Genomic DNA, 21,274 nt, shown 5'->3' with positions numbered 1-21,274 from the left:
TTATGAGTGCATCAATTATTTTAGGTATAGAATCTTCTTGTGACGACACTTCTGCAGCCGTTATCAGCGGTAGCAAAATCCTTTCCAATGTAGCTGCCAATCAGGAAATCCATAACGAATATGGTGGCGTTGTTCCCGAGTTGGCTTCCAGAGCACATCAGCAAAACATCATTCCTGTCGTAGAAAAAGCATTCTCAAAAGCAAATATACAACAAAATGAGATTTGTGCGATTGGTTTCACACGAGGTCCTGGACTTTTGGGTTCGCTCTTGGTGGGAACCTCTTTTGCCAAATCTTTGGCAATGAGTTTGGACGTTCCGTTGATAGAGGTGAATCACTTGCAGGCTCATATTTTGGCACATTTTATTGATGATGCCAATCCTACGCCGCCTACATTTCCGTTTTTATGTTTGACAGTTTCAGGTGGTCATACGATGATTGTTTTGGTTAAGGATTATTTCGAAATGGAAATTATCGGAAAAACCATTGACGATGCTGCGGGCGAAGCGTTTGACAAAATCGGAAAAATCTTCGATCTCGATTATCCTGCCGGACCAATTGTGGATAGATTAGCAAAAGAAGGAAATCCTGACGCTTTCAAATTCAATAAACCGAGAATGGAAAGTTATGATTATTCTTTTAGTGGAATTAAAACTTCGGTTTTATATTTTATTCAGAAAGAAGTGAGAAAGAATCCGGATTTCATTAAGGATAATATCAATGACCTTTGTGCTTCTGTCCAAAAATCAATCATTGAAATATTGATGGACAAATTGGAAAAAGCTGCGAAAGAACTTAACATCAAAGATATTGCTATTGCTGGCGGTGTTTCTGCCAATTCCGGTCTTAGAAAAGCAATGGAAGACAATCGTGAAAAACTCGGTTGGAACATCTTCATCCCAAAATTTGAATACACAACAGATAATGCCGCAATGATTGCAATGGTTGCCAAACTAAAATACGAACGTGGCGAGTTTACGGATATTAGAACAACGGCTACTGCGAAGTATGATTTGTAAGAATTATCCTGTTCAAAATATAATAAAATGATTTTTGGGGGAATATTATTAGAGCTTGTAGGTCTATTATTAATCTATTTGCAAATTGAAAAAAAATACTTTTACAAAAATAATAAGAGAGACGACTTTTATATTCCTACAGAAATAAGAAGTTTTTGGGGAATAGTAGCAATCTTAATTTTAAGTGGTCTAATTTTAATGTTTCAAAAATAATTTTTGTTTGATTAAGAATATTTAGATTGATGTTCTTACATCATAAATTAATAAGAACTTTATATCCAAATAAATCCCTATGAAACTACTACTAGAAGAAAAAATCCTAGAAAAACAAGCCAAAAAAAAATCTAAATTTTACTGGATTTTAGAAACTATTACAGGCAAAACTGAAGCTTCGGTAGAATCTGAGGATTTTGACTTAATTAGTTCGGAGACAGGTTATCTTCAGGATATCAAAGAGGAAATTTTGGAAACCATCAATTCTGAAAATGTTTTCAGCTTTGCTTATGAGCCAAAAGAAGGCGATTATCTTTCCATCAAAAACAATTTGAAAAAACAGGAATACCTTAATTTGATTTTCATCAACAATACTTGGGTTGAGGAAGTCTATATGTGTTCTTTGCGGGAATGCGACACAGATATCTACACAACGATTAAAACCGGCGTGGCTTTCATCAGCGAGAATGAAATTGCGTTTCAAAACATCAAATAAAAATAATTCGCACTTCCATTTTAACCATTGAATTTTAAAGTTTAAAACTTATTTTTGTATCAAAATAAAAAGTTATGGCTTCAGGATTCTTTGCAATCTTAGACGATATCGGCGCGCTGATGGACGATATCGCAGTTACCAGCAAATTAGCAACTAAAAAAACAGCCGGAATCCTCGGCGACGACCTTGCCGTGAATGCGGAAAAAGCAACAGGTTTCCTTTCATCACGAGAAATCCCTGTTCTTTGGGCCATTACCAAAGGTTCTTTCATCAACAAGGTAATTATCATACCTTTTATATTTTTGCTAAAGTGGCTTTATGAGCCTGCAATCACTTATATTTTGATTCTTGGTGGGATTTATCTGGCGTACGAAGGTGTTGAGAAAATCATCGAATTTCTTTTCCACAGAAACAAAAAAGGACACGAGGTTGTAGAAGAAAGCACTTTGCCTGAAGAAGATGAGAACTCTGAAAAATCGAAAATCAGTTCTGCCATCAAAACTGACTTCATCCTTTCTCTGGAAATTGTCATCATTGCATTGGGAACAGTAATCGAAAAACAACATCCACTTTTGACACAAATCTTGAGCGTTTCGTTCGTAGCAATCATAGCAACAGTAGGCGTTTACGGAATTGTAGCTTTGATTGTAAGAATGGATGACGCAGGATTTTTCCTAATGAAAAAATCTGGAAACAAAGGCTTTTTCTCCAGTCTTGGACAGGTTTTGATTAAGGCTTTACCAATCGTCATTAAAATTCTTGGCGTTGTTGGAACTATCGCTTTGTTATTGGTTTCTGGCGAAATTTTCCTTCATAATATCGATTATATTCATCATTTGCTTCCAGAAAATATCTTTTCGAAATTCGGATTAGGGATTGTTTTTGGGCTAGCTGCGGTATTGGTAATGCTGGTTTTCAAGAAGATTTATAAATTTGTAAAACCGAATAATCGTTAAATTGTTGCTTTGTTCTAAAACTATTGCAAGTATATGTATCAATTTTATTTTGAAAAATTAGAAGTTTGGCAAAACTCAAGGCAATTAGTAAAAGAAATTTATCTGGCAACATCTTCTTTTCCAGAAAACGAAAAATTTGGAATCACAAATCAGCTGAGACGTGCTTCTACAAGTATTTCAGCAAATATTGCAGAAGGTTTTTCAAGACAATCCAACAAAGAAAAATCCAGATTCCTGAATATTGCATTTGGTTCAACAATTGAGGTCATCAATTTTTTAATTTTATCAAATGACTTAGGTTTTTTAACTAATGAAAATTATAATAAACTAAGAGAAACATCAGAGTTTATAACTAACCAAATTAATTCTCTGAGCAAATCTCTTAATAAATAAACACAAATTCAATTTACAATTAATCGACTTTAAATCATTACAATTCAACGATTTAACAATTTAACAACTCAACGATTAAACAAAATATGAAACTTTTCTTTGGACAGATTTTCCCAGATTTAATTATTGATTCTGACGAGCAACAGCATATCACAAAAGTTCTCAGGATGCGAGAAGGTGAAGAGATTTTCGTAACCGACGGCAATGGAAATCTGGCTAAAGGGAATCTTGTTTTCGAAGGTAAAAAAGTTTCATTAGAGGTTTCCGAAATCAAAGAAAACCTTCCTTATTTTTCTCCGAAGCTTCATATCGCAATTGCTCCAACAAAAAACATTGACCGAATCGAATTTTTTGTTGAAAAAGCTGTGGAAATGGGAATCTCAGAAATCAGTTTTATATTGACAGAAAAAACAGAACGCAAGAATATCAGCATCGAAAAACTGAGAAAACAAGCCATTTCTGCTTCAAAACAAAGTCACAGATTTCATTTTCCGAAAGTGAACGACTTGATTAAGTTTTCTGAGTTTATGAAAAGTCTTAATCCAGAAAACACATTTGTTGCGCATTGCAATGAAAACTTGGAAAGAGTTTCTCTTAATGACATTCCAAAGTTTGAAAATTACACATTCCTGATTGGTCCGGAAGGTGATTTTTCTGATAAAGAAATTCAGCTTTTAGCAGACAAAGGCATCAAAGCTGTTTCTCTTGGCAATCAAAGATTGAGAACAGAAACGGCTGGTATTTTTGTTGCCGCTTGGAATTATGATAAGATGTTTTGACTTCTGCGCTGTACAACTTTCCGGAATGCGTTGTTACGTTGGCTCCTAAGATTGGAGAGAGGCTTTGCTTTGTGAGTTGGTTTCTTAAAAATTACTTTGGTCTTTTCTTAGTATCCTGAAGTGCATTGGAAAACTGCTTTTACAAAAATAATATCACCAGAAACTTGGTAGAAAATAATATAAGGAAATTTGCGCATCGTTAATCCTCTGAAATCTTTAATAGATTTGGAAATATGGATTTTGCTTTATTCTTACGATAGTTTGCTCGTAATCTTCAATAAATTTTCGAGCTACTTTGTCAGATACTTCTTTTTTGTAATAAGATGCAGCTTCTCTAACATTTGATTTCGCGATAGGAGAAACAATGACTTTAAACGCCATATTCTTTCTTTAATTCTGCTACAAAACTTTCATTATCTTCATGATCGGACAACGAAAAATCATCTTGGTTATCTAATATTTTCTTTTGCTCATCAGACAGCTCAAAAGTATCTTGCTTTTTTTCATACTTTGCTCCGATAAGCTCTAAAAATTCTCGAAAAAAAGAATCTTTATTATCCGGTATAGAAACATTGTAAGTGGTCATAATTAATATTTTATAATCAAATATACTAAGATTATTGATTCTCTCTCAAATACTTTTCCAAAATCATATCGCCACTCGGAATAGAATTTTTTGCCCAGCGGATTTTCATTTGAAGCAGTTTTTCTTCGGATAACTTATAATCAATATCAGATTTTAGGAGTTTTTGTTTGAGCTCGTACATACAGATTGCAGCCGCAACAGAAACATTAAAACTTCTAGTAAATCCAAACATTGGGATGGCCAAAGTTTCATCAGCAAAGTCCAGCAATTCATCTGTCGTTCCCTCCCACTCTGTTCCGAAAACCAAAGCTAAAGGTTCTTCGATTTTATAATCAGGAAGCATTTTTGCATTGTTTTCTGCCGAAACCGCTACTATTTTATAACCTCTATTTTTGATATTTTGTAAAGACTCTATTGTTCTTGGCATTTTCTCCACTTCGACCCAAGTATCTGCACCTTTTGTGACTTTTAAATTTGGTTCAAAGTAGTTCTCTTTTTCCATCGCCACCACTTTGTGAAATCCACAAGCTTCTACGGAACGAACAATAGCTGCTGCATTTCTGAACTGATAAATATCTTCCATCACAGGCAAAACGAAGTCTGAACTTTCTTTAGAAAAATGTTCAATTTTCTGGAAACGTTCTGGCGTTAAAAAAGACTGAAGGTATTCGTATGTGGATTCTAAGTTCAAGGTTTTGGGTTTAAAATTGATGATTGCAAATTTCGGGAATTTAGAATTAAAATGCTAAATGTTTTTGTGCGAAAAATTGAACACAAAGCGCACAAAGATTCTTTTAATTAAAGCTGTTTTAGGTTCACAAAGGCGCTTCGCTTATAGAAGTTTTGTTTTTATATTTTGACAAATGTTGAACAAAGGCGTCAGCGCGTAAGTGATTGCAGCGGCATCCTTTTTCTGGATCGGGAAAAGCCTGGGCAGAAAAAGATATAGCGGAAAGCACGGCCCGCTTGTAAGATTGGCTTTTTGCAAAAAGCTAATCTTACAAAGGGATACGCCCCAATAAAAAAAGCGGTAAAAAATTACCGCCTTTAATATTTATTTCTTTTTGTTTCTAGCCTGTTCTTGCATTTTTTGTTGCTCTTGCGCTTTCTCCATCATTTCTCTCATTCTTTTTTGGAAAGTTCCTTCTTTTTTAGGTTCTTTCTTTTTGTTTTCCTGAATCTGAGCGTGGATCTTCTTCTCATCTAAGATGAAATGTTTTATCACTAGGATGATAACAATATTAATCGCGTTGGATACAAAATAGTACCAAGACAAACCTGACGCAGAACTGTTCAGGAAGAACAAGAACGTGATTGGGAAGATATACATCAAGACTTTCATATTCGGCATTCCTTCTTGTTGAGGTTGCTGGATGTTACCTGAAGTCATAATGGTGTAAATCAAAATCACAACGGTACAAGCCAAAGCAAATACACTCAGGTGATTTCCTAACAACGGAATGTTGGTTCCCCAACTGATAATATCATCATAAGCTGTCAAATCCGGAACGAACCAGAAGCTTTTCCCTCTAAGATCAAGCATATTCGGGAAGAAACGGAATAGTGCGTAGAACAACGGAATCTGAACCAACGCCGGTAAACAGCCCGCCATTTGATTCACGCCGGCCTTTCGGTAAACCGCCATTGTTTCCTGTTGTTTTTTCATCGGGTCGGCGTCCTTGAATTTGGCATTCACCTCATCAATTTCCGGGCGAATCACCTTCATCATTGCACTTAGTTTGTGCTGTTTGAACATTACCGGAGACAAAATCAATTTAACAATAATTGTCATCCAGAAGATTGCCCAACCTGCTGCAATTCCCCATCCCGAAATCAGGTTATACAACGGAATGAATACATATCTGTTCAATGAACCGATGAATGACCAACCTAACGGAAGAATCTCGTCAAAGTTCTTATCATAAGATTTAAGAAGTTCGATGTCCAAAGGCATAAAGTACCAAGTGAAATCTTGATTCAACTCATTTCCCGCCAAATTTACCTGTCCATCGTAATTGAATTTTTTCAAATATTCACCTTCCGGAATAGCTTCCTGGAAACCTTTAGATTTTGTGAATCCGTTTTTAGCCTCTATAACTGCAGAGAAAAACTGTTGCTTGATACCAATCCAGTTCAGTGTTTCGTCTGGCTCATCCATATCAGAACGAGCGTCATAATCGTAGTCTTTATAATTGTTGAACGCATAAGAAAACTCGGTGTGAGTCTCTTCCTGTGAACGTCCTTTTTCTGCGCCTCTTACGTTGTAATTCCAAATAAAATTAGCTTTTCCATCATTCACAACGCTAGCCAATCCTTGTGTTTTCACTTGGAAATCAACGGTATATTTTGCTTTAAGTGTATAGATGAATTGGATAACGGCGTTTCCAACTTTAGAATTAAGGGTTACTACATTTCCTGCAACTTGCGGTACAAAAACCAAATCTTTTGTATTGAAAACTTTCCCCGCTTTATCTGTGAATTGGAATCCGTAACTTGCATTATTGTTACTGAAAAGATAAAGTGGTTTTCCACCAAACGCCTCGAATTTATTCAGTCTTACAGAACTCAATTGCCCACCAACACTAGAGAACTCAAGAGATAGCTCATCATTCTGAAGATTAACTTTCTGAACAGAATTAGGTGTTACTGTTGCTGCATTTAAGTTGGTTGCTGCAGGTTTAGATTTTGTAGTCTGCTCTGTTTTTTTAGCTTCCAGCGCTAACTTTTCTTGTTCGGCTTGTGCATTTCGGTTTTGGAAATAAAACATAAAACCGATAAGAATCATAGAAAAAATACCGAAGCTAATCAGTTGTTTTTTGTCTAATCCGTTGTTTTGTTGCATTATAGAATTGAGTTTAAAGTTTAAGGTTTGAATTTTAAATATCCTTCGACAAGCTCAGGATGACATTTTTATAGTTCAAAACCTACATCATTTTGGTCTGCAAAAATAGGTTTTATTTTTCAGATTCCGTTATAAAGACGAATGGCTCAGAGAAATACTTTGAGCCATTCATTAATTTATGATTTATTCTTAACTGTTGCGTTGATAAAAGCTTTGAAAAGTGGGTGCGGTGTAGCAACCGTACTCTTATATTCAGGATGATATTGGACACCGATGTAAAACGGATGGTCTTTCAGTTCCAAAGTTTCTACCAAATCCGTTTCCGGATTCAGTCCGCTTGGAGTTAAACCTTTATCTTCGAAGTCTTTTTTATAATCACTATTGAACTCGTATCTGTGACGATGACGTTCTGAAATGGTTTTTGCACCGTAAACTTCAGCTAATTTCGAGCCTGCTTTCAAGACACATTTCCAAGCACCAAGACGCATTGTTCCGCCTTTTTCCACAACATTTTTCTGCTCTTCCATCAAAGAAATCACTGGATCTGGCGTAGAAGTATCAAATTCCATACTGTTGGCTTTTGCCAATCCTAATACATTTCTAGCAAATTCTATCGTCATAATTTGCATTCCCAAACAAATTCCCAGTAATGGCACTTTGTTTTCTCTTGCATATTTCGCCGCCTGGATTTTACCTTCAATTCCTCTATCTCCGAAACCTGGCGCAATCAAAATCCCATCAACGCCTGATAATAATTTTTCAGCACCTTCTTGTTCGATATCACCACTGTAAACCCATCTTACTTTTATTTCGGTTTCCATATCAGAACCTGCGTGGATAAAAGCCTCAGCAATAGATTTATAAGAATCCTGAAGCGAAACATACTTCCCAACCAAAGCAATTTCTACACTACGTTTTGGATTTTTATATTTTTTAAGGAATGTTTTCCAGTCTTTTAGATTAACATCTTTTCCTACAGGAAGATTCAATTCTTTGAGAACAACTTCGTCAAAATTCTGTTTCTGAAGATATAATGGAACTTCATAAATTGTGTCCATATCGATACATTCGATAACGTTTTCTAGTCCTACGTTACAGAATTGAGCCAACTTGGAACGTAGTTCTTTCGGAATAGCGTGTTCTGTTCTGCAAACTAAAACATCTGCCTGAATTCCGCTTTCCATCAGCTGACGTACAGAATGCTGAGAAGGTTTCGTCTTCAATTCCCCACTTGAAGATAAATAAGGCAACAATGTTAAATGGATAACCATAGAGTTGTTCTTTCCTAATTCCCATTGCAATTGACGAACACTTTCTATATAAGGAAGTGACTCAATATCACCAACTGTTCCACCAATCTCAGTAATAATGATGTCATAATCCTTTTTGGAAAGCATCTTTATTCTGCGTTTGATTTCGTTGGTAATGTGAGGAATCACTTGAACTGTTTTCCCAAGAAAATCGCCTTTACGTTCCTTTTCAATAACAGTTTGGTAGATTTTCCCAGTCGTAACGTTGTTGTTTTGTGAGGTTGGAGAATCTAGAAATCTCTCATAATGTCCCAAATCCAGGTCTGTTTCTGCGCCGTCTTCGGTCACATAACATTCACCGTGTTCATAGGGATTAAGAGTTCCGGGATCGATGTTGATATAAGGGTCAAGTTTTTGGATGGTAACTTTGAAACCTCGCGATTTCAGTAGAAGTCCCAAAGAAGCGGAGACTATTCCTTTACCCAGTGAAGAAGTTACACCTCCTGTTACAAAGATGTACTTCGTTTCTTTCTTACTCATTAGATTAGGTTTGTGCAAAGTTAAAGCATCTCGACCTAAAAAACAATTTTAGAGAGACAATTAGGTTTTTGTTAACGAATATTTGTCTCGCAGATTTTAATGATTTAGCAAAATATTTACCATTGAATTATTCGCAGCTCGGTTTGATGTTTTTTTATTTCGCTAGGTTTGAGTGGAAAGCGATAGAGCTTTTGAAAAAATCGGTCAATTTGTCCAAAAAAATCGGCGATTTGGTTTTGAGTGAAGGGATTTACAAAAGTTTTTCGGACAATTATCTCGCGCTTCAAGATTGGAACAATTATGAAGTGTACAATAAACTGTATATCGAGACCAAATTTGCCAGAGAACAGAGCGAACTCGCTTCTCTCAACAAAAGCATCGATGTCCTGAATCAGGAAAACAACAAAAAAATAGAGGAACAAAAAAGCAGATTGAGAATAATATGTACCCAAATTATCGTAATTTCTTCAATCCTATTTATTTGGTTTCTTCTTAAATTTATCAAGCACAAAAAGTGCAACAAATTATTATTAGAAAAGCTCAATCAAATAAACAAAATCACGACCTAAAAAAATGAAGAACATATTCGACCAAGCAGACACAAGCCATTTCATCAAAAGAATCAACGCACTCACAGAAGACTCTTTCCCAAAATGGGGTGTGATGTCCGTAGACAAAATGTTGGCGCATTGTAACGTAACTTACGAACTCATCTACGAACAGGAAAAACACAGAAAGCCAACTTTTATCACCAAATGGCTTTTAAAAAACTTCGTAAAGTCCAAAGTCGTGAGCGAAACACCTTACAAACACAACTCTCCCACTTCAGCAATGTTTGTGATTACAGATAACAAAATCTTTGAAGAAGAGAGAAAAAGAATCATTGGATTCATTCAAAAGACACAACAATTAGGAGCAGAAGCTTTTGACGGAAAAGAGAGTTTTAATTTCGGAAAACTCACTGCAACCGAATGGAACAATATGATGTCCAAACATCTTGACCACCATTTGACCCAATTTGGAGTTTAATTTTTAGGGCAGCTTTTTCCGTCTTCCACTCCGGCTTTTTTCTTTTTTGAGAAAAAAGAAAAAGAGCTCCGTTCAAGCCGGGCTGCGAGTGATTCAACGTTTTAAAATTATGATTATGAAAAAAGTAATTTTTCTTTTAGTCCTTATTTTCGGATTTACAATTTTCAATGCACAAGAAGTTGAGAAATTAATCAAAAATAACAACGAGTTTTTCACTGGAAAAATTGATAATTCTGCCAATCTGAAAGTTCTTTTCGAAACTATTTCTACAGAAGATCAAGAAAAAGACGCTTACAAAGTTTTTGGTTTCTCGGATGTAGAAGGAACAAAAGCTTACTTTGAAGGAACTATAACTTTGGATGCAGAAAAAACTCAAAATTCAAAAAACCAATCCAAAATCTATGATTTGAAACTGTCGGAAAAAGGAAACGGAAAACACAACGGAATCTTTTCCGGAGAATTAACACTCAAAGAGTCATCAGACAAAAACCAATTGAAATTCGAAGGAACGTGGACCAACTATGGAAACACGCTCAAATTTCCTTTCTATTTCAATAACTAAAATAATTTTTCGAGAACCTCAAGATGACAATATGAATTAAGTTGTCAGGCTGAGGCTCTCGAAGCCATATAAATAAATTTAAAATGAAACTTTTCACACCAATAACATTCAGAAATATAGAACTGAAAAACCGAATCGTAATGTCGCCCATGTGTATGTATTCTGCAGAAGAAGGCGTTACAAATGATTTCCATTTTGTTCATTACGGAAGCCGAGCGCAAGGTGGCGCAGGTCTTATTATAGTAGAAGCAACAGGCGTCGAACCACGCGGAAGAATCACTAACAAATGTCTTGGAATCTGGAATGATGAACAAGCTTTGGCTTTGAAAAAAATCGTTGATTTTGTTCATCAGAATTCGGAAAGTAAAATTGGGATTCAGCTGGCACACGCTGGTAGAAAGGGTTCTATTTCCGCTGAAACCAATCGACAGATGAGCTTGGAAGAAGGCTGGGAAACTGTTGCGCCAAGTCCAATTCCCTTTCATCACTCCGAAAGAATTCCTCACGAATTATCTGTTGACGAAATAAAAACTTTGGTAGAAGATTTCAGAAAAGCAGCGAAAAGAGCTGTAAATGCTGGATTTGATGTTTTGGAAATTCACGGTGCGCACGGTTATTTGATTCATCAGTTTTTATCACCTCTTTCCAACATCAGAACCGACGAATATGGTGGAAATCCAGAAAACAGAGCAAGATTCTTAATGGAAATTGTGGATGCAGTTAATTCTGAAATTACAGAAAATCAAGCGCTTTTCGTAAGAATCTCCGGAACCGAGTATGCAGAAAACGGTTGGGAAATATCTGACAGTGTTGAACTTTCAAAAGCTTTAAAGGCTAAAAATGTAGATTTAATTGATGTTTCCAGTGGTGGAAATATTAATGGTGTAACAATTCCGTTGAGACCGGGTTATCAAGTTCCGCTAGCAGAAGATGTGAAAAAGAATTCGGACGTCAAAACCGGAGCTGTTGGTCTTATCACTTCTGCAGAACAAGCGGAAGAAATTCTACAAAACGGACAAGCAGATTTGATTTTCTTGGCTAGAGAAATTTTGAGAAATCCTTATTTCGCTGTTCAGTCTTCTTGGCAAAGGGGAGATGATTGTTTTTATCCGCATCAATATTTGAGAGCAAAACCTTCAAAATAAAAAACTAAAACTTTCCAAGCGGGAAGTTTTTCTTTTATCCCAAAATAGCACATAAATTGTTATTTCCTTTTATATTTGTTAACAGAAGCTCATTTATGGAGATATTTTTATTATTAGTCGTTATAGTTTTTGTGATAATTATTTATAACAAAGTCAACTCCTACCATCAAGCCACTCAGGATTCAATCAAACAGCTTCAGGAAAAGATAGATTCTTTGAAATCAGGAATCCAAATTTCACCTATAAAACAAGAAGAACCTAAAATTCCAATTATCAAGGAAGAAATCAAACCGGAAGACATAACACCAACTCCTGTTGAAGTTCCTCCGATAATCGAAGAAGAAATCATCGAAGAAAAACAGCCGGAAAGTACTGAAAATAAGATTCCGCCAGTTGAAGATGAACTTCCAAAAGTGGAACAAAAAGTGGCTTTCTCATCAGAAAATACGATAAGAGAAGTTGTACCTCCTAAAAAATCGTGGCTGGAAAACTTCAGAGAAAATAATCCTGACATCGAGAAATTCATAGGAGAAAACCTCATCAATAAAATCGGAATTCTGATTTTGGTTCTCGGCATCAGTTTCTTCGTGAAATATGCGATTGACAAAGATTGGATTAATGAACCGGCACGTGTCGGAATCGGTATTTTGGCTGGTGCGCTTGTGATGGGCGTTGCACATCGACTAAGAAAAAATTACGCCGCTTTCAGTTACGTTTTTGTAGCTGGAGCCATTAGTATTTTTTATCTCACGATTGGAATTGCTTTCCACGATTATCATTTGTTCAGCCAGACTGTGGCGTTCATTATTATGGTGGTTATTACAATTTTCAGTGTGTTTGTTTCTGTTTCTTATGACCGAAAAGAATTGGCAGTTTTGTCCTTGATTGGAGGTTTTGCCGTTCCATTTATGGTCAGCACAGGCGAAGGCAACTACAAAGTTCTGTTCACATACATTGCGATTCTGAATATCGGAATGCTTTTGATTGCTTACTTCAAAAAATGGAATTTGGTTACTTTATTAGCTTTCATTTTCAGTTGTCTGCTTTATTCTGCGTGGTTTGGAAAAGGCTTTTACGACGACAAATTACCATATCGTGGTGCATTGTTCTTTGCCACTATATTTTACATTATTTTCAGTCTGGCAACGGTTATCAACAACCTTAGAAACAAAGGATCATTTACGAAACTGGAATATTTCATAATGGTCGCTAATACATTCTTCTATTTCGGAATGGGAATTAGTATTATCGAAAACTGGAGACCAGAACTAAAGGGTTTGTTCACAGTTGCACTGGCTTTGTACAATCTGGTTTACGCAATATTTCTATACAGAAAGTTCGGGTTGGATAAGAATGCAATTTATCTTTTACTCGGATTGACTTTAACCTTTGTAACATTAGCAATTCCAATCCAGTTTAGCGGAAATTACATCACATTATTCTGGGCAGGAGAAGCGGTTTTATTATTCTGGTTGTCTCAAAAATCGAAAATTGTCACCTTCAAATTAGGCGCCATTATCGTTCAGCTTTTGATGTTCGGAAGTTTGATTATGGATTGGGAAAAATTTTATTCCGGAAACCTAATGGAATTGAAACCTTTCCTCAACCGAATATTCATCACAGGAATTGTTTCCCTGGCTTCATTGATTTTCACTTACATTTTATTGAAAAAAGAAAAAGAAGTTACCAATATTTTCGGTTTCGAATTTCATCCTTCATCTTATAGAAATATTATTTTAGGTGTAAGTATTTTGGTTGGATATTTTACCGGAATGCTGGAAATCAGCTATCAGGCAGACGATTATATTAGCAATTATTATTCGGCTTTGTCATATTCGGTTTTGTATCATTTCTTGTTCAGCGTTGGATTGATTTATGTCGTTTTAAAGTTGAAAAACAAAGCTTGGAACAGTTTCATTATTGTTTTAGCTTCAATTAATATCATTCTTTACATTTCCTATTTCTATAAGTTGACTTACAACGAAATGACGGAAAATTTAGTTCTTAATTTAACTTCAAAATCGGCTTATTTTATCCATTATGCTTTGCTGGTTTGTCTAGCTTATTTTGGATATGTTTTGATTAAATTCAGAAACGAAAGTCTTTTCGACAAACTTTTGAATCACAAATCAGCATTATGGATTTTCGCATTTTGTATCGTTCATGTTTTGAGTAATGAAGTGATGATTCACGGATTGATGTTGACCAAGGACATTATTTCGCCAGCAGAATTAGCGAAATATCCTTTCAATAAAACCGGTTACAGCTACGAAAAAGAACTATTTATCGATGATAAATTCGAAGTTATAAAACTTCAAATCATCAAAATTGGTTATCCGATTCTTTGGGGTATTTTATCTTTTGTTTTCCTGATTATCGGTATCAAAAAACAAAACCAACAATTGCGGATTATCGCATTAGCTTTGCTCGGAATCACGATTATTAAATTGTTTGTTTACGATATCAAAAACGTATCAGAAACAGGAAAAATCATCGCTTTCATCTTGTTAGGTGTCTTGATTTTGATTATTTCATTCGTTTATCAAAAGATTAAAAGACTGGTCGTAGATGAAACAAAAATCGCTTCGGATAAAATTGAAAATCCTGAAGACCAAACAGAAACTAAAAACCCAAACGATGAAGAAGTTAATTAATCTAATACCAATTCTGATCGCGAGTTTTTCCTTAGCTCAAAACTATCAGGGAAAAATAAATAAAGTCTCAGAAAACGGACTTCATCAGATTTCGCTGACACCAGAACTTCGTTCTGCATCACAAAATAATATTGATTTTCTAAGAATTTTCGATGCTGAGAATAATGAAGTTCCTTATGTGATTTATGAAGAAAAATCTAATAATTCCAGCTTAAAGAATTTTACAATCCTTTCTAAAACTGCAGTTCCGAATGTCGCAACATCTGTAATTATTTCCAATGAAAATGCTTTGAATCTGGATAATCTGACGCTGAAAATTGCTAATACAAGCGTTGATAAAAAATTCAATATCAGCGGAAGTAACGATCAAAAAGAATGGTTCGGATTGGTCAGCAACAAAATCATTTCTGACCTAAACGAAGCTGGAAAAACTTCTGTAGAAAGGAATTTTTCTTTTCCGTTGAATAATTATAAGTTCCTGAAATTTGATTTTATTGATAAAAATTCTTTGCCAATCAATGTTCTAGAAGCTAGTTTGGAAGAAAGTCATTCGGTAGATCAATCTAAGACCGAATTACAAAACTTCACTCAAAAAATTGAAACTGATAAAAAACAAAAGCAAACCAGAATCACCATCACATTTGCCAATCCGCAAGTGATTGACGGAATCGGTTTCGAGATTTCTTCGCTGAGTTATTATCTGCGTGATGCAAGGATTTTGATTAATAAAGCCAGAGTTTATAAAAAATCGACTGAGAATTATGTCGAAAGTATCTCTGCGTTTCAGCTAAATTCAAAAAGTAAAAACAGATTTGATGTTCAAAGTTTTTTTACCAAAGAATTTACGATTGAAATTGATAATCAAGACAATCCCGCTTTAGAAATCAACAAAATCAATCTTTTCCAATCGCCAGTCAGTATTCTAACCGATTTGAAATCTAATGAAAATTATACTTTAAAAATTGATTCCACTTGGTCCGCTCCACAATACGATTTAGCCAGTTCCGGAATCGATTTTAATCAGAATTATCCTGTCGCAACCATTTCAAACTTAGAAAAAATAGAGCAAGCAAAACCAAATGAACAAGCAAAAACTTTTTGGCAAACATCTTTGTTTATGTGGATTTGTATTGTTTTAGCTGTTGCGATAATTGGTTATTTTGCGGTTGGGTTGGTTAAGGATATCAATAAAGAGAATAAATAGTTCAAACTCAAATAAAACAAAAAACTTTCATATTAGGAAAGTTTTTTGTTTTATTTTTCTAACGGTTTAAAATTTGAAAAGGTAGAAAGTTCATCTTCATTCTTGTTCAATTTCCTTTTTTGAATTATTTGATATTCTCCATTTTCATTTCTTTCCTTAACTAAAACACTATCGCTTGCATCAACCTTTGCAAAATCATAAAGAGTATCTTTTTTAATTTTAAGAAAATAAGAAGTTGTTGAACCAGTTAAAATTATAGAACCAATACAATTCAATTTGGAATTGTAAAACAGATTGGGATAACGTTCTGAATTCCTGATATAATTAAATTTTTTTGATACCGGATTATAGATGAATAATTTTCTTACTTCATTTCCTCCTCTCGCTGCTGTGGAAGACTGATATGTGAAATCCTTAAATCCGTCATTATTAAAATCTTGTAAATTAGCACCAATACCTAAAGGACTTGTTGTCTCAAAATAATATCTATTATCAAAATGCCATTTGTACTTATATTTCTGAGACTTATAATCTATAATTTTTTCTTTATGATAAAAATTTAGAATAACGAAAGCTCCAGAATCATCATTTCTTTGAAATTGTTCAGCTACAATTCTGGTCTTACCTTTTTCACCAGAATTTGTACTGTCAATATATTTATCAACTAAATTATATGTTATCTCATTTTTTTCTTTCTTTTGGCAAGAAAAAATCAAAACGGCAACAAATAAAAAGAAAAAATATTTCATTTACTTTAATACTGAAACTTTCTAAAAGCTTCCAGCGTTTTGTCAATCTCTGTATCGCCAATCGCAGATGAAATAAACCAAGTCTCATAACCACTTGGCGGAAGATAAATCCCCTGTTCCAAAACCTGATGAAACAGATTATTGAACAATCCGATGTTGGAATTATTCACCTCATTAAAGTTACTCGCAGAAGTTACATCAAAGAAAATTGACATCATACTTCCTTTTCTGTTGATTCTGTGTCTGATTCCTTTTTCATTCAGAATTTTCCCAATTTCAAAGTCTAAGGTTTCGGTTGTTTTATCTAATTTTTTATAGAAATCAGCATCTTGTTTGATTAGTTGTAAAGTTTTGAGTCCGGCTCTCATTGCTAATGGATTTCCACTCAAAGTTCCCGCTTGATAAACGCGTCCTCTTGGAGAAAGCCAGTTCATAATTTCGTTTCTTCCGGCAAAAGCACCAACTGGCAAACCGCCGCCAATCACTTTTCCGTAAGTTACCAAATCCGCTTTCACACCCAAAGCTTCCTGCGCACCACCAAAAGCCAAACGGAATCCCGTCATTACCTCATCAAAAATCAATAACGTTCCGTTTTCATCACAAAGTTTTCTAAGGTTTTGAAGGAATTGATTTTCAGGCAAAATACAACCCATATTTCCGGCAATCGGTTCTACGATAATCGCAGCAATCTGCTCAGGATTATTTCTGAAAAGCTCTTCGACTTGTTCGATGTTATTGTATTCGGCTAACAAAGTATCTTTTGCTGTTCCTTGGGTAACGCCTGGAGAATTCGGACTTCCAAAAGTAGCCATTCCACTTCCTGCCTGAATCAAAAATGAATCCGAATGTCCGTGATAACAGCCTTCGAACTTGATGATTTTTTCTCTTTCAGTATAACCTCTAGCCAGACGAATTGCACTCATACAAGCTTCGGTTCCGGAAGAAACCATTCTGATTTGGTCAACATTAGGAACATTTTCCACAATGAATTTTGCGATTTCTGTTTCCAATTCAGTCGGAGCACCAAAAGAAAAACCTTTCTCTGCCTGTAGTTTCAGAGCTTCCAAAACTTCTGGATGTGTGTGACCTAAGATTGCTGGTCCCCACGAGTTGATATAATCGATGTAAGTTCTGTCGTCTTCATCTGTAAGATAAGCACCTTTTGCAGACTTCATAAAAAGTGGAACACCACCCACAGATTTGAAAGCACGAACCGGCGAATTAACACCGCCTGGAATATATTTGTACGCTTCTTCAAAAAGCGCTGAACTTCTTTGGTATAACATTATAGTTGTTGGTTGTTGGTTGTTGGTTGATAGTTGTTGGTCTAAATTCTAACCGCTAATTTCTAAATTCTAACTTCTCGGTTTTTTACTTTGCAGATAGATCACCTGTCCTGCTCTTGGTTCTTGTCCAGCTTCCATTCTATTTTTAGAATACAATTTCTTCAATTTGATTCCGAATTTCTGAGCTATGTCGTGCATTGTTTCGCTAATTCCGGCTTTGTAAGTTTCTTTGTTTCCGGATGAGTTTTTGCCTTCCAAGAATATGATGTCATTCTTTGCCAGCTTAGAATCTTCCAACTCATTATATTTCATCAGACGTTTTTCACTGATCCCGAATTTCTTAGCAATATCAGACATATCTGCATCTACAGGCATTACAAAGAATTTCAAATCGCCGTTGGGATGATTTTTCACAAGGATATTTTTCAAAAGTGCTGTTTTCGTATTGGCATCTACAATATCAGAAACTTCCGCTTGTTTTTTTGCATAAGAACCTTGCGAATAAGGAACTTTCACTGTTGGCGGCGCAACTTTTTCATTTTGCTTTTCCTGACTTAGTTGTGCCATAAAAACTGCGTCACTATTCAAGTTGGGATACAATTTCAGAATCGCATAATAAACCTCGTCTTTAGAAGTATTATCAAATTCATACAATTTGTATCGCTCGATTTTATCAATCAGGATGTACGCATATCTCGGATTGGTTGCATATCCAGCTTTCTTAAGCCCGTGAGCCCAAGCTTTGTAATCTTTTGGGTCTAGGTCAAAAAGTTTCGTGTAATATTTTCTCGTTGCCAAGAAAATCGAATGGTCTTCATAAGACTGTTTCGGGTCTTCATAAACACGGAAACACTCATTCGGAGCGTCGTCTGTATGTTTCATTGTTTTTCCTGTCCATTCTTCCTTACATTTGATTCCGAAGTGGTTTTTCCCTTCCAGCGCCAATCGGCTTTGCCCGCCTCCAGTTTCCAAAAGTCCCTGAGCCAGTGTGATACTCGCTGGGATTTTATATTTTTCCATTTCTTCCACCGCGTATAGCGCGAACTTCTGGATATATTGGTCTTCCGTTTTCCAGGTTTGTGCTTTTGCAAATCCTAAAACACAAACGAAACCAATCGCCAATAATTTTTTCATTTTCAATATTTTAAAATATTTATTCTTTATTTTTAAGGAGCTAATGCCGCTACTATCGGGGCTATGGGTTTTCAACTTCTTTAGAACTTCCGTCACTTCGAGTAGTCCGCCTTAGGCGAGACGTATCGAGAAGTTTATAATAAAAAGTTCTCGATACAAAAATTATTTCCGTTACACTTCAATAATTTTCACTCGAACTGACGTCACATTTCAAAATCAATCAACGCTTTATTTTTACTTTTCAAAAACTGATTCGCGCCTTTGATGCCCTGCAATCCGCCCGTATGAAATGCCAGAATCTTCGATCCTTTCGGAAAATAAGCTTTCTGGGCCAAATCAAAAATCTTCTGCATCATTTTTCCTGTATAGATTGGGTCAAGCGGAATCTCATATTTTTTATAAAACCAATTTATAAAACGGATATTCTCGTCAGTTATTTTTCCGTAACGACTTTCATCTGCATCCATCAATTCAAAATTGCTTCTCCTACTCCATTCTTGTATTGTCTTCTCCAGCGAATTATCTTTCACCGCTTTGATTCCAATTACTTTCTGGTGTTCTTCTGCAAATCTGGAAATCCCAGCAACTGTTCCTCCAGTTCCAACAGCCGTGCAAAGATAATCAAAATCTTTGGTGTCATTTCTCAACATATATTGTATACCTTCCACTGCCATTTCATTACTTCCGCCTTCCGGAATGATGAGTGAATTGGGATATTGTTCTGAAAATTCTTTGGTTAATTTTTCTTTCTTTTGATAATCTTCTCTGGAAACAAAGAAGAACTGCATTCCGTTTTTGGAAGCTTCGGAAAGTGTTGGATTATTTTGCCCGTTATTTTCTAATTCATTTCCTCTTATGATTCCAATTGTAGGAATCCCAAACTCTTTCCCAAAGGCTGAAACCGATGCAATATGGTTAGAAAAAGCGCCTCCGAACGTTATTATTAAAGGATTTTCAGGATTTGATTCTAGATATTGATTGACATTGAAAAAGAGTTTCCAGAACTTGTTCCCGGAAATTTTTGGATGGATCAAGTCTTCTCTTTTGATAAAAATCTGAATATCAAAATCAGTTTTGATTTCAACAATTGGGATTTTATATTCCGGAATCTGAAGCATTTTTCAAAATTAGGTAAGTTTTTGATGAGAAAGAAATTTATGAAAATTTTTCTCTTTCTTTCACTATAAAAAATTTCCGACTGTTCTACTAAACTGAAAAAATATTTTGGATGACAAAAGCCATAGCCCCGATAGTAGCGGCATCCTTTTTTGGCATTGCGGTGAAAACCTCTAAGTATTGCTTCACTTCGTTCGCAATGCCAAAAAAGATATAGCGGATAGCGGGAAATAGCTCCTAATTGAAAATTTAAAAAGTCGCTATTCGACGGAGTCAATAAGCTCCTAAAAATTCTACAAACAAAAAAGTCCACCAAAAATGGTGGACTTTTTATGATATAATTCTTAAAAATTATTTTGTTCTTTCGATGATTTTTTTCACTGCTTTTACAACAGCATCGGCATCAATTTGATATTTTTTCATTAGCTCTGCCGGTGTTCCAGATTCTCCGAAAGTATCGTGAACCGCTACAAATTCCTGAGGTGTTGGTCTTCTTCTCGCCAACATCCCGGCAACAGATTCTCCAAGTCCACCTAGGTAGTTGTGCTCTTCTGCAGAAACCAATTTACCTGTTTTCTCCACAGATTTCAAGATAATTTCTTCATCCAAAGGTTTGATGGTGTGGATATTGATAATTTCAACTGAAATACCTTCTTTCTCCAATTCGTCCGCTGCCAACAGAGATTCCCAAACCAAATGTCCGGTTGCAACAATCGTTACATCCGTTCCTTCTTGCAAAAGAATTCCTTTTCCAATCTCGAAAGGCATATCTTCCGGAATGAAAACCGGAACAACTGGACGTCCAAATCTTAGATAAACAGGACCTTCGTGTGCAGCTGCAGCAAGAGTTGCCGCCTTAGTTTGGTTATAATCGCAAGGATTGATTACCGTCATTCCTGGCAACATTTTCATCATCCCAATATCTTCCAAAACCTGGTGAGTTGCACCATCTTCTCCCAAAGTAACCCCAGCGTGAGAAGCGGCAATTTTTACATTCTTGCCTGAGTAAGCAATGGATTGACGGATCTGATCGTAAACTCTGGATGTTGCAAAATTGGCGAAAGTACCAGCAAAAGGGATTTTCCCGTTAATCGTCAAACCTGCCGCCAAGCCCATCATATTAGCCTCTGCAATACCTGTTTGGAAAAATCTTTCCGGAGCTTTCTCTATGAATTTCTCCATTTTAAGAGAGCCAATCAAATCTGCGCAAAGTGCTACAACATTTGGATTTGTATCAGCTAGTTCTGCCAATCCTGCTCCAAAACCGGAACGTGTATCTTTTTTTTCTATGTATGTATATTTCATTTTACTATAATTGATG

21 protein-coding genes are annotated in these 21,274 nt (G+C 35.6%); 11 read left to right on the top strand and 10 right to left on the bottom strand.

What is annotated here, in order from left to right:
- Positions 1–2: 2 nt before the first annotated feature.
- From tsaD to V7P73_RS03695, 5 genes are all read left to right on the top strand, one after another.
- Complete coding sequence (gene tsaD / locus V7P73_RS03715) at positions 3–1,019, top strand: tRNA (adenosine(37)-N6)-threonylcarbamoyltransferase complex transferase subunit TsaD (protein WP_333851619.1); 1,017 nt, start codon at positions 3–5, stop codon at positions 1,017–1,019.
- Between the two features lie 292 nt (positions 1,020–1,311).
- The gene (locus V7P73_RS03710; protein WP_333851618.1) at positions 1,312–1,728 is read left to right on the top strand and encodes a hypothetical protein; all 417 of its coding nucleotides are present in this window, start codon (positions 1,312–1,314) and stop codon (positions 1,726–1,728) included.
- Between the two features lie 74 nt (positions 1,729–1,802).
- On the top strand, positions 1,803–2,684 hold the full coding sequence (locus V7P73_RS03705; RefSeq protein ID WP_333851617.1) for a DUF808 domain-containing protein: 882 nt from the start codon (positions 1,803–1,805) through the stop codon (positions 2,682–2,684).
- A gap of 33 nt (positions 2,685–2,717) precedes the next feature.
- Positions 2,718–3,077, top strand: a complete 360-nt coding sequence (locus V7P73_RS03700) for a four helix bundle protein (protein ID WP_333851616.1) — start codon at positions 2,718–2,720, stop codon at positions 3,075–3,077.
- Positions 3,078–3,163: 86 nt separating this feature from the next.
- Positions 3,164–3,856, top strand: a complete 693-nt coding sequence (locus tag V7P73_RS03695) for an RsmE family RNA methyltransferase (RefSeq protein ID WP_333851615.1) — start codon at positions 3,164–3,166, stop codon at positions 3,854–3,856.
- A gap of 216 nt (positions 3,857–4,072) precedes the next feature.
- Here the strand turns inward: V7P73_RS03695 and V7P73_RS03690 are convergent, their stop codons facing one another.
- The 5 genes from V7P73_RS03690 to V7P73_RS03670 form a co-directional block, all read right to left on the bottom strand.
- Positions 4,073–4,237, bottom strand: coding sequence for a hypothetical protein (locus tag V7P73_RS03690; protein WP_333851614.1), 165 nt, complete (start codon positions 4,235–4,237; stop codon positions 4,073–4,075).
- Complete coding sequence (locus V7P73_RS03685; protein ID WP_333851613.1) at positions 4,227–4,442, bottom strand: hypothetical protein; 216 nt, start codon at positions 4,440–4,442, stop codon at positions 4,227–4,229. Before V7P73_RS03685 ends, V7P73_RS03690 begins: the two co-directional genes overlap by 11 nt.
- 31 nt (positions 4,443–4,473) lie before the next feature.
- The gene (locus tag V7P73_RS03680) at positions 4,474–5,133 is read right to left on the bottom strand and encodes a TrmH family RNA methyltransferase (RefSeq protein ID WP_333851611.1); all 660 of its coding nucleotides are present in this window, start codon (positions 5,131–5,133) and stop codon (positions 4,474–4,476) included.
- Positions 5,134–5,496: 363 nt separating this feature from the next.
- Positions 5,497–7,284, bottom strand: coding sequence for a membrane protein insertase YidC (gene yidC / locus V7P73_RS03675; protein ID WP_333851609.1), 1,788 nt, complete (start codon positions 7,282–7,284; stop codon positions 5,497–5,499).
- Positions 7,285–7,460: 176 nt separating this feature from the next.
- Positions 7,461–9,074 carry a CTP synthase gene (locus V7P73_RS03670; protein WP_333851607.1) on the bottom strand — a complete coding sequence of 538 codons (1,614 nt, stop codon included), beginning with the start codon at positions 9,072–9,074 and terminating at the stop codon, positions 7,461–7,463.
- 209 nt (positions 9,075–9,283) lie between these two features.
- On the opposite strand from V7P73_RS03670, the gene V7P73_RS03665 reads away from it, so the two are divergent.
- The 6 genes from V7P73_RS03665 to V7P73_RS03640 all read left to right on the top strand — a co-directional run bounded on the left by V7P73_RS03665 (position 9,284) and on the right by V7P73_RS03640 (position 15,668).
- Positions 9,284–9,643 (top strand): hypothetical protein, encoded by a 360-nt coding sequence (locus tag V7P73_RS03665; RefSeq protein WP_333851605.1) that lies wholly within the window; start codon positions 9,284–9,286, stop codon positions 9,641–9,643.
- A 4-nt stretch (positions 9,644–9,647) separates the two neighbouring features.
- On the top strand, positions 9,648–10,103 hold the full coding sequence (locus V7P73_RS03660) for a DUF1569 domain-containing protein (RefSeq protein ID WP_333851603.1): 456 nt from the start codon (positions 9,648–9,650) through the stop codon (positions 10,101–10,103).
- Positions 10,104–10,218: 115 nt separating this feature from the next.
- Entirely contained in the window at positions 10,219–10,665 is a 447-nt protein-coding gene (locus tag V7P73_RS03655; RefSeq protein ID WP_333851601.1) for a hypothetical protein, read from the top strand.
- An 83-nt stretch (positions 10,666–10,748) separates the two neighbouring features.
- The gene (gene namA / locus V7P73_RS03650) at positions 10,749–11,810 is read left to right on the top strand and encodes an NADPH dehydrogenase NamA (protein ID WP_333851599.1); all 1,062 of its coding nucleotides are present in this window, start codon (positions 10,749–10,751) and stop codon (positions 11,808–11,810) included.
- A 95-nt stretch (positions 11,811–11,905) separates the two neighbouring features.
- A complete protein-coding gene (locus tag V7P73_RS03645) occupies positions 11,906–14,464 on the top strand; it encodes a DUF2339 domain-containing protein (RefSeq protein WP_333851597.1) in 2,559 nt (852 codons plus the stop codon).
- Entirely contained in the window at positions 14,448–15,668 is a 1,221-nt protein-coding gene (locus tag V7P73_RS03640) for a hypothetical protein (RefSeq protein WP_333851595.1), read from the top strand. The genes V7P73_RS03645 and V7P73_RS03640 overlap by 17 nt, the downstream gene beginning before the upstream one ends.
- A gap of 50 nt (positions 15,669–15,718) precedes the next feature.
- On the opposite strand, the gene V7P73_RS03635 is transcribed toward V7P73_RS03640, so the two are convergent.
- From V7P73_RS03635 to V7P73_RS03615, 5 genes are all read right to left on the bottom strand, one after another.
- A complete protein-coding gene (locus V7P73_RS03635; protein ID WP_333851593.1) occupies positions 15,719–16,417 on the bottom strand; it encodes an XAC2610-related protein in 699 nt (232 codons plus the stop codon).
- A 5-nt stretch (positions 16,418–16,422) separates the two neighbouring features.
- Positions 16,423–17,703, bottom strand: coding sequence for a glutamate-1-semialdehyde 2,1-aminomutase (gene hemL / locus V7P73_RS03630; protein WP_333851591.1), 1,281 nt, complete (start codon positions 17,701–17,703; stop codon positions 16,423–16,425).
- 69 nt (positions 17,704–17,772) lie between these two features.
- Positions 17,773–18,837 carry a glucosaminidase domain-containing protein gene (locus V7P73_RS03625; protein WP_333851589.1) on the bottom strand — a complete coding sequence of 355 codons (1,065 nt, stop codon included), beginning with the start codon at positions 18,835–18,837 and terminating at the stop codon, positions 17,773–17,775.
- Positions 18,838–19,040: 203 nt separating this feature from the next.
- A complete protein-coding gene (locus V7P73_RS03620) occupies positions 19,041–19,955 on the bottom strand; it encodes a 1-aminocyclopropane-1-carboxylate deaminase/D-cysteine desulfhydrase (RefSeq protein WP_333851587.1) in 915 nt (304 codons plus the stop codon).
- 349 nt (positions 19,956–20,304) lie between these two features.
- Positions 20,305–21,258 (bottom strand): transketolase family protein, encoded by a 954-nt coding sequence (locus tag V7P73_RS03615; RefSeq protein WP_333851585.1) that lies wholly within the window; start codon positions 21,256–21,258, stop codon positions 20,305–20,307.
- Between the last annotated feature and the right edge of the window lie 16 nt (positions 21,259–21,274).

This window comes from Epilithonimonas sp. (assembly GCF_036780765.1).
In the GTDB taxonomy this organism is placed as follows: domain Bacteria; phylum Bacteroidota; class Bacteroidia; order Flavobacteriales; family Weeksellaceae; genus Epilithonimonas.
The sequence above is the reverse complement of the archived record's forward strand: the minus strand, read 5'-3'. Positions and strand labels throughout refer to the sequence as shown.

Coding starts and splice junctions, on each gene's coding strand:
- tsaD (WP_333851619.1), top strand. CDS start 3: ATGAGTGCATCAATTATTTTAGGTATAGAATCTTCTTGTGACGACACT.
- V7P73_RS03710 (WP_333851618.1), top strand. CDS start 1,312: ATGAAACTACTACTAGAAGAAAAAATCCTAGAAAAACAAGCCAAAAAA.
- V7P73_RS03705 (WP_333851617.1), top strand. CDS start 1,803: ATGGCTTCAGGATTCTTTGCAATCTTAGACGATATCGGCGCGCTGATG.
- V7P73_RS03700 (WP_333851616.1), top strand. CDS start 2,718: ATGTATCAATTTTATTTTGAAAAATTAGAAGTTTGGCAAAACTCAAGG.
- V7P73_RS03695 (WP_333851615.1), top strand. CDS start 3,164: ATGAAACTTTTCTTTGGACAGATTTTCCCAGATTTAATTATTGATTCT.
- V7P73_RS03690 (WP_333851614.1), bottom strand. CDS start 4,237: ATGGCGTTTAAAGTCATTGTTTCTCCTATCGCGAAATCAAATGTTAGA.
- V7P73_RS03685 (WP_333851613.1), bottom strand. CDS start 4,442: ATGACCACTTACAATGTTTCTATACCGGATAATAAAGATTCTTTTTTT.
- yidC (WP_333851609.1), bottom strand. CDS start 7,284: ATGCAACAAAACAACGGATTAGACAAAAAACAACTGATTAGCTTCGGT.
- V7P73_RS03670 (WP_333851607.1), bottom strand. CDS start 9,074: ATGAGTAAGAAAGAAACGAAGTACATCTTTGTAACAGGAGGTGTAACT.
- V7P73_RS03660 (WP_333851603.1), top strand. CDS start 9,648: ATGAAGAACATATTCGACCAAGCAGACACAAGCCATTTCATCAAAAGA.
- V7P73_RS03655 (WP_333851601.1), top strand. CDS start 10,219: ATGAAAAAAGTAATTTTTCTTTTAGTCCTTATTTTCGGATTTACAATT.
- namA (WP_333851599.1), top strand. CDS start 10,749: ATGAAACTTTTCACACCAATAACATTCAGAAATATAGAACTGAAAAAC.
- V7P73_RS03645 (WP_333851597.1), top strand. CDS start 11,906: ATGGAGATATTTTTATTATTAGTCGTTATAGTTTTTGTGATAATTATT.
- V7P73_RS03640 (WP_333851595.1), top strand. CDS start 14,448: ATGAAGAAGTTAATTAATCTAATACCAATTCTGATCGCGAGTTTTTCC.
- V7P73_RS03635 (WP_333851593.1), bottom strand. CDS start 16,417: ATGAAATATTTTTTCTTTTTATTTGTTGCCGTTTTGATTTTTTCTTGC.
- hemL (WP_333851591.1), bottom strand. CDS start 17,703: ATGTTATACCAAAGAAGTTCAGCGCTTTTTGAAGAAGCGTACAAATAT.
- V7P73_RS03625 (WP_333851589.1), bottom strand. CDS start 18,837: ATGAAAAAATTATTGGCGATTGGTTTCGTTTGTGTTTTAGGATTTGCA.
- V7P73_RS03620 (WP_333851587.1), bottom strand. CDS start 19,955: ATGCTTCAGATTCCGGAATATAAAATCCCAATTGTTGAAATCAAAACT.
- V7P73_RS03615 (WP_333851585.1), bottom strand. CDS start 21,258: ATGAAATATACATACATAGAAAAAAAAGATACACGTTCCGGTTTTGGA.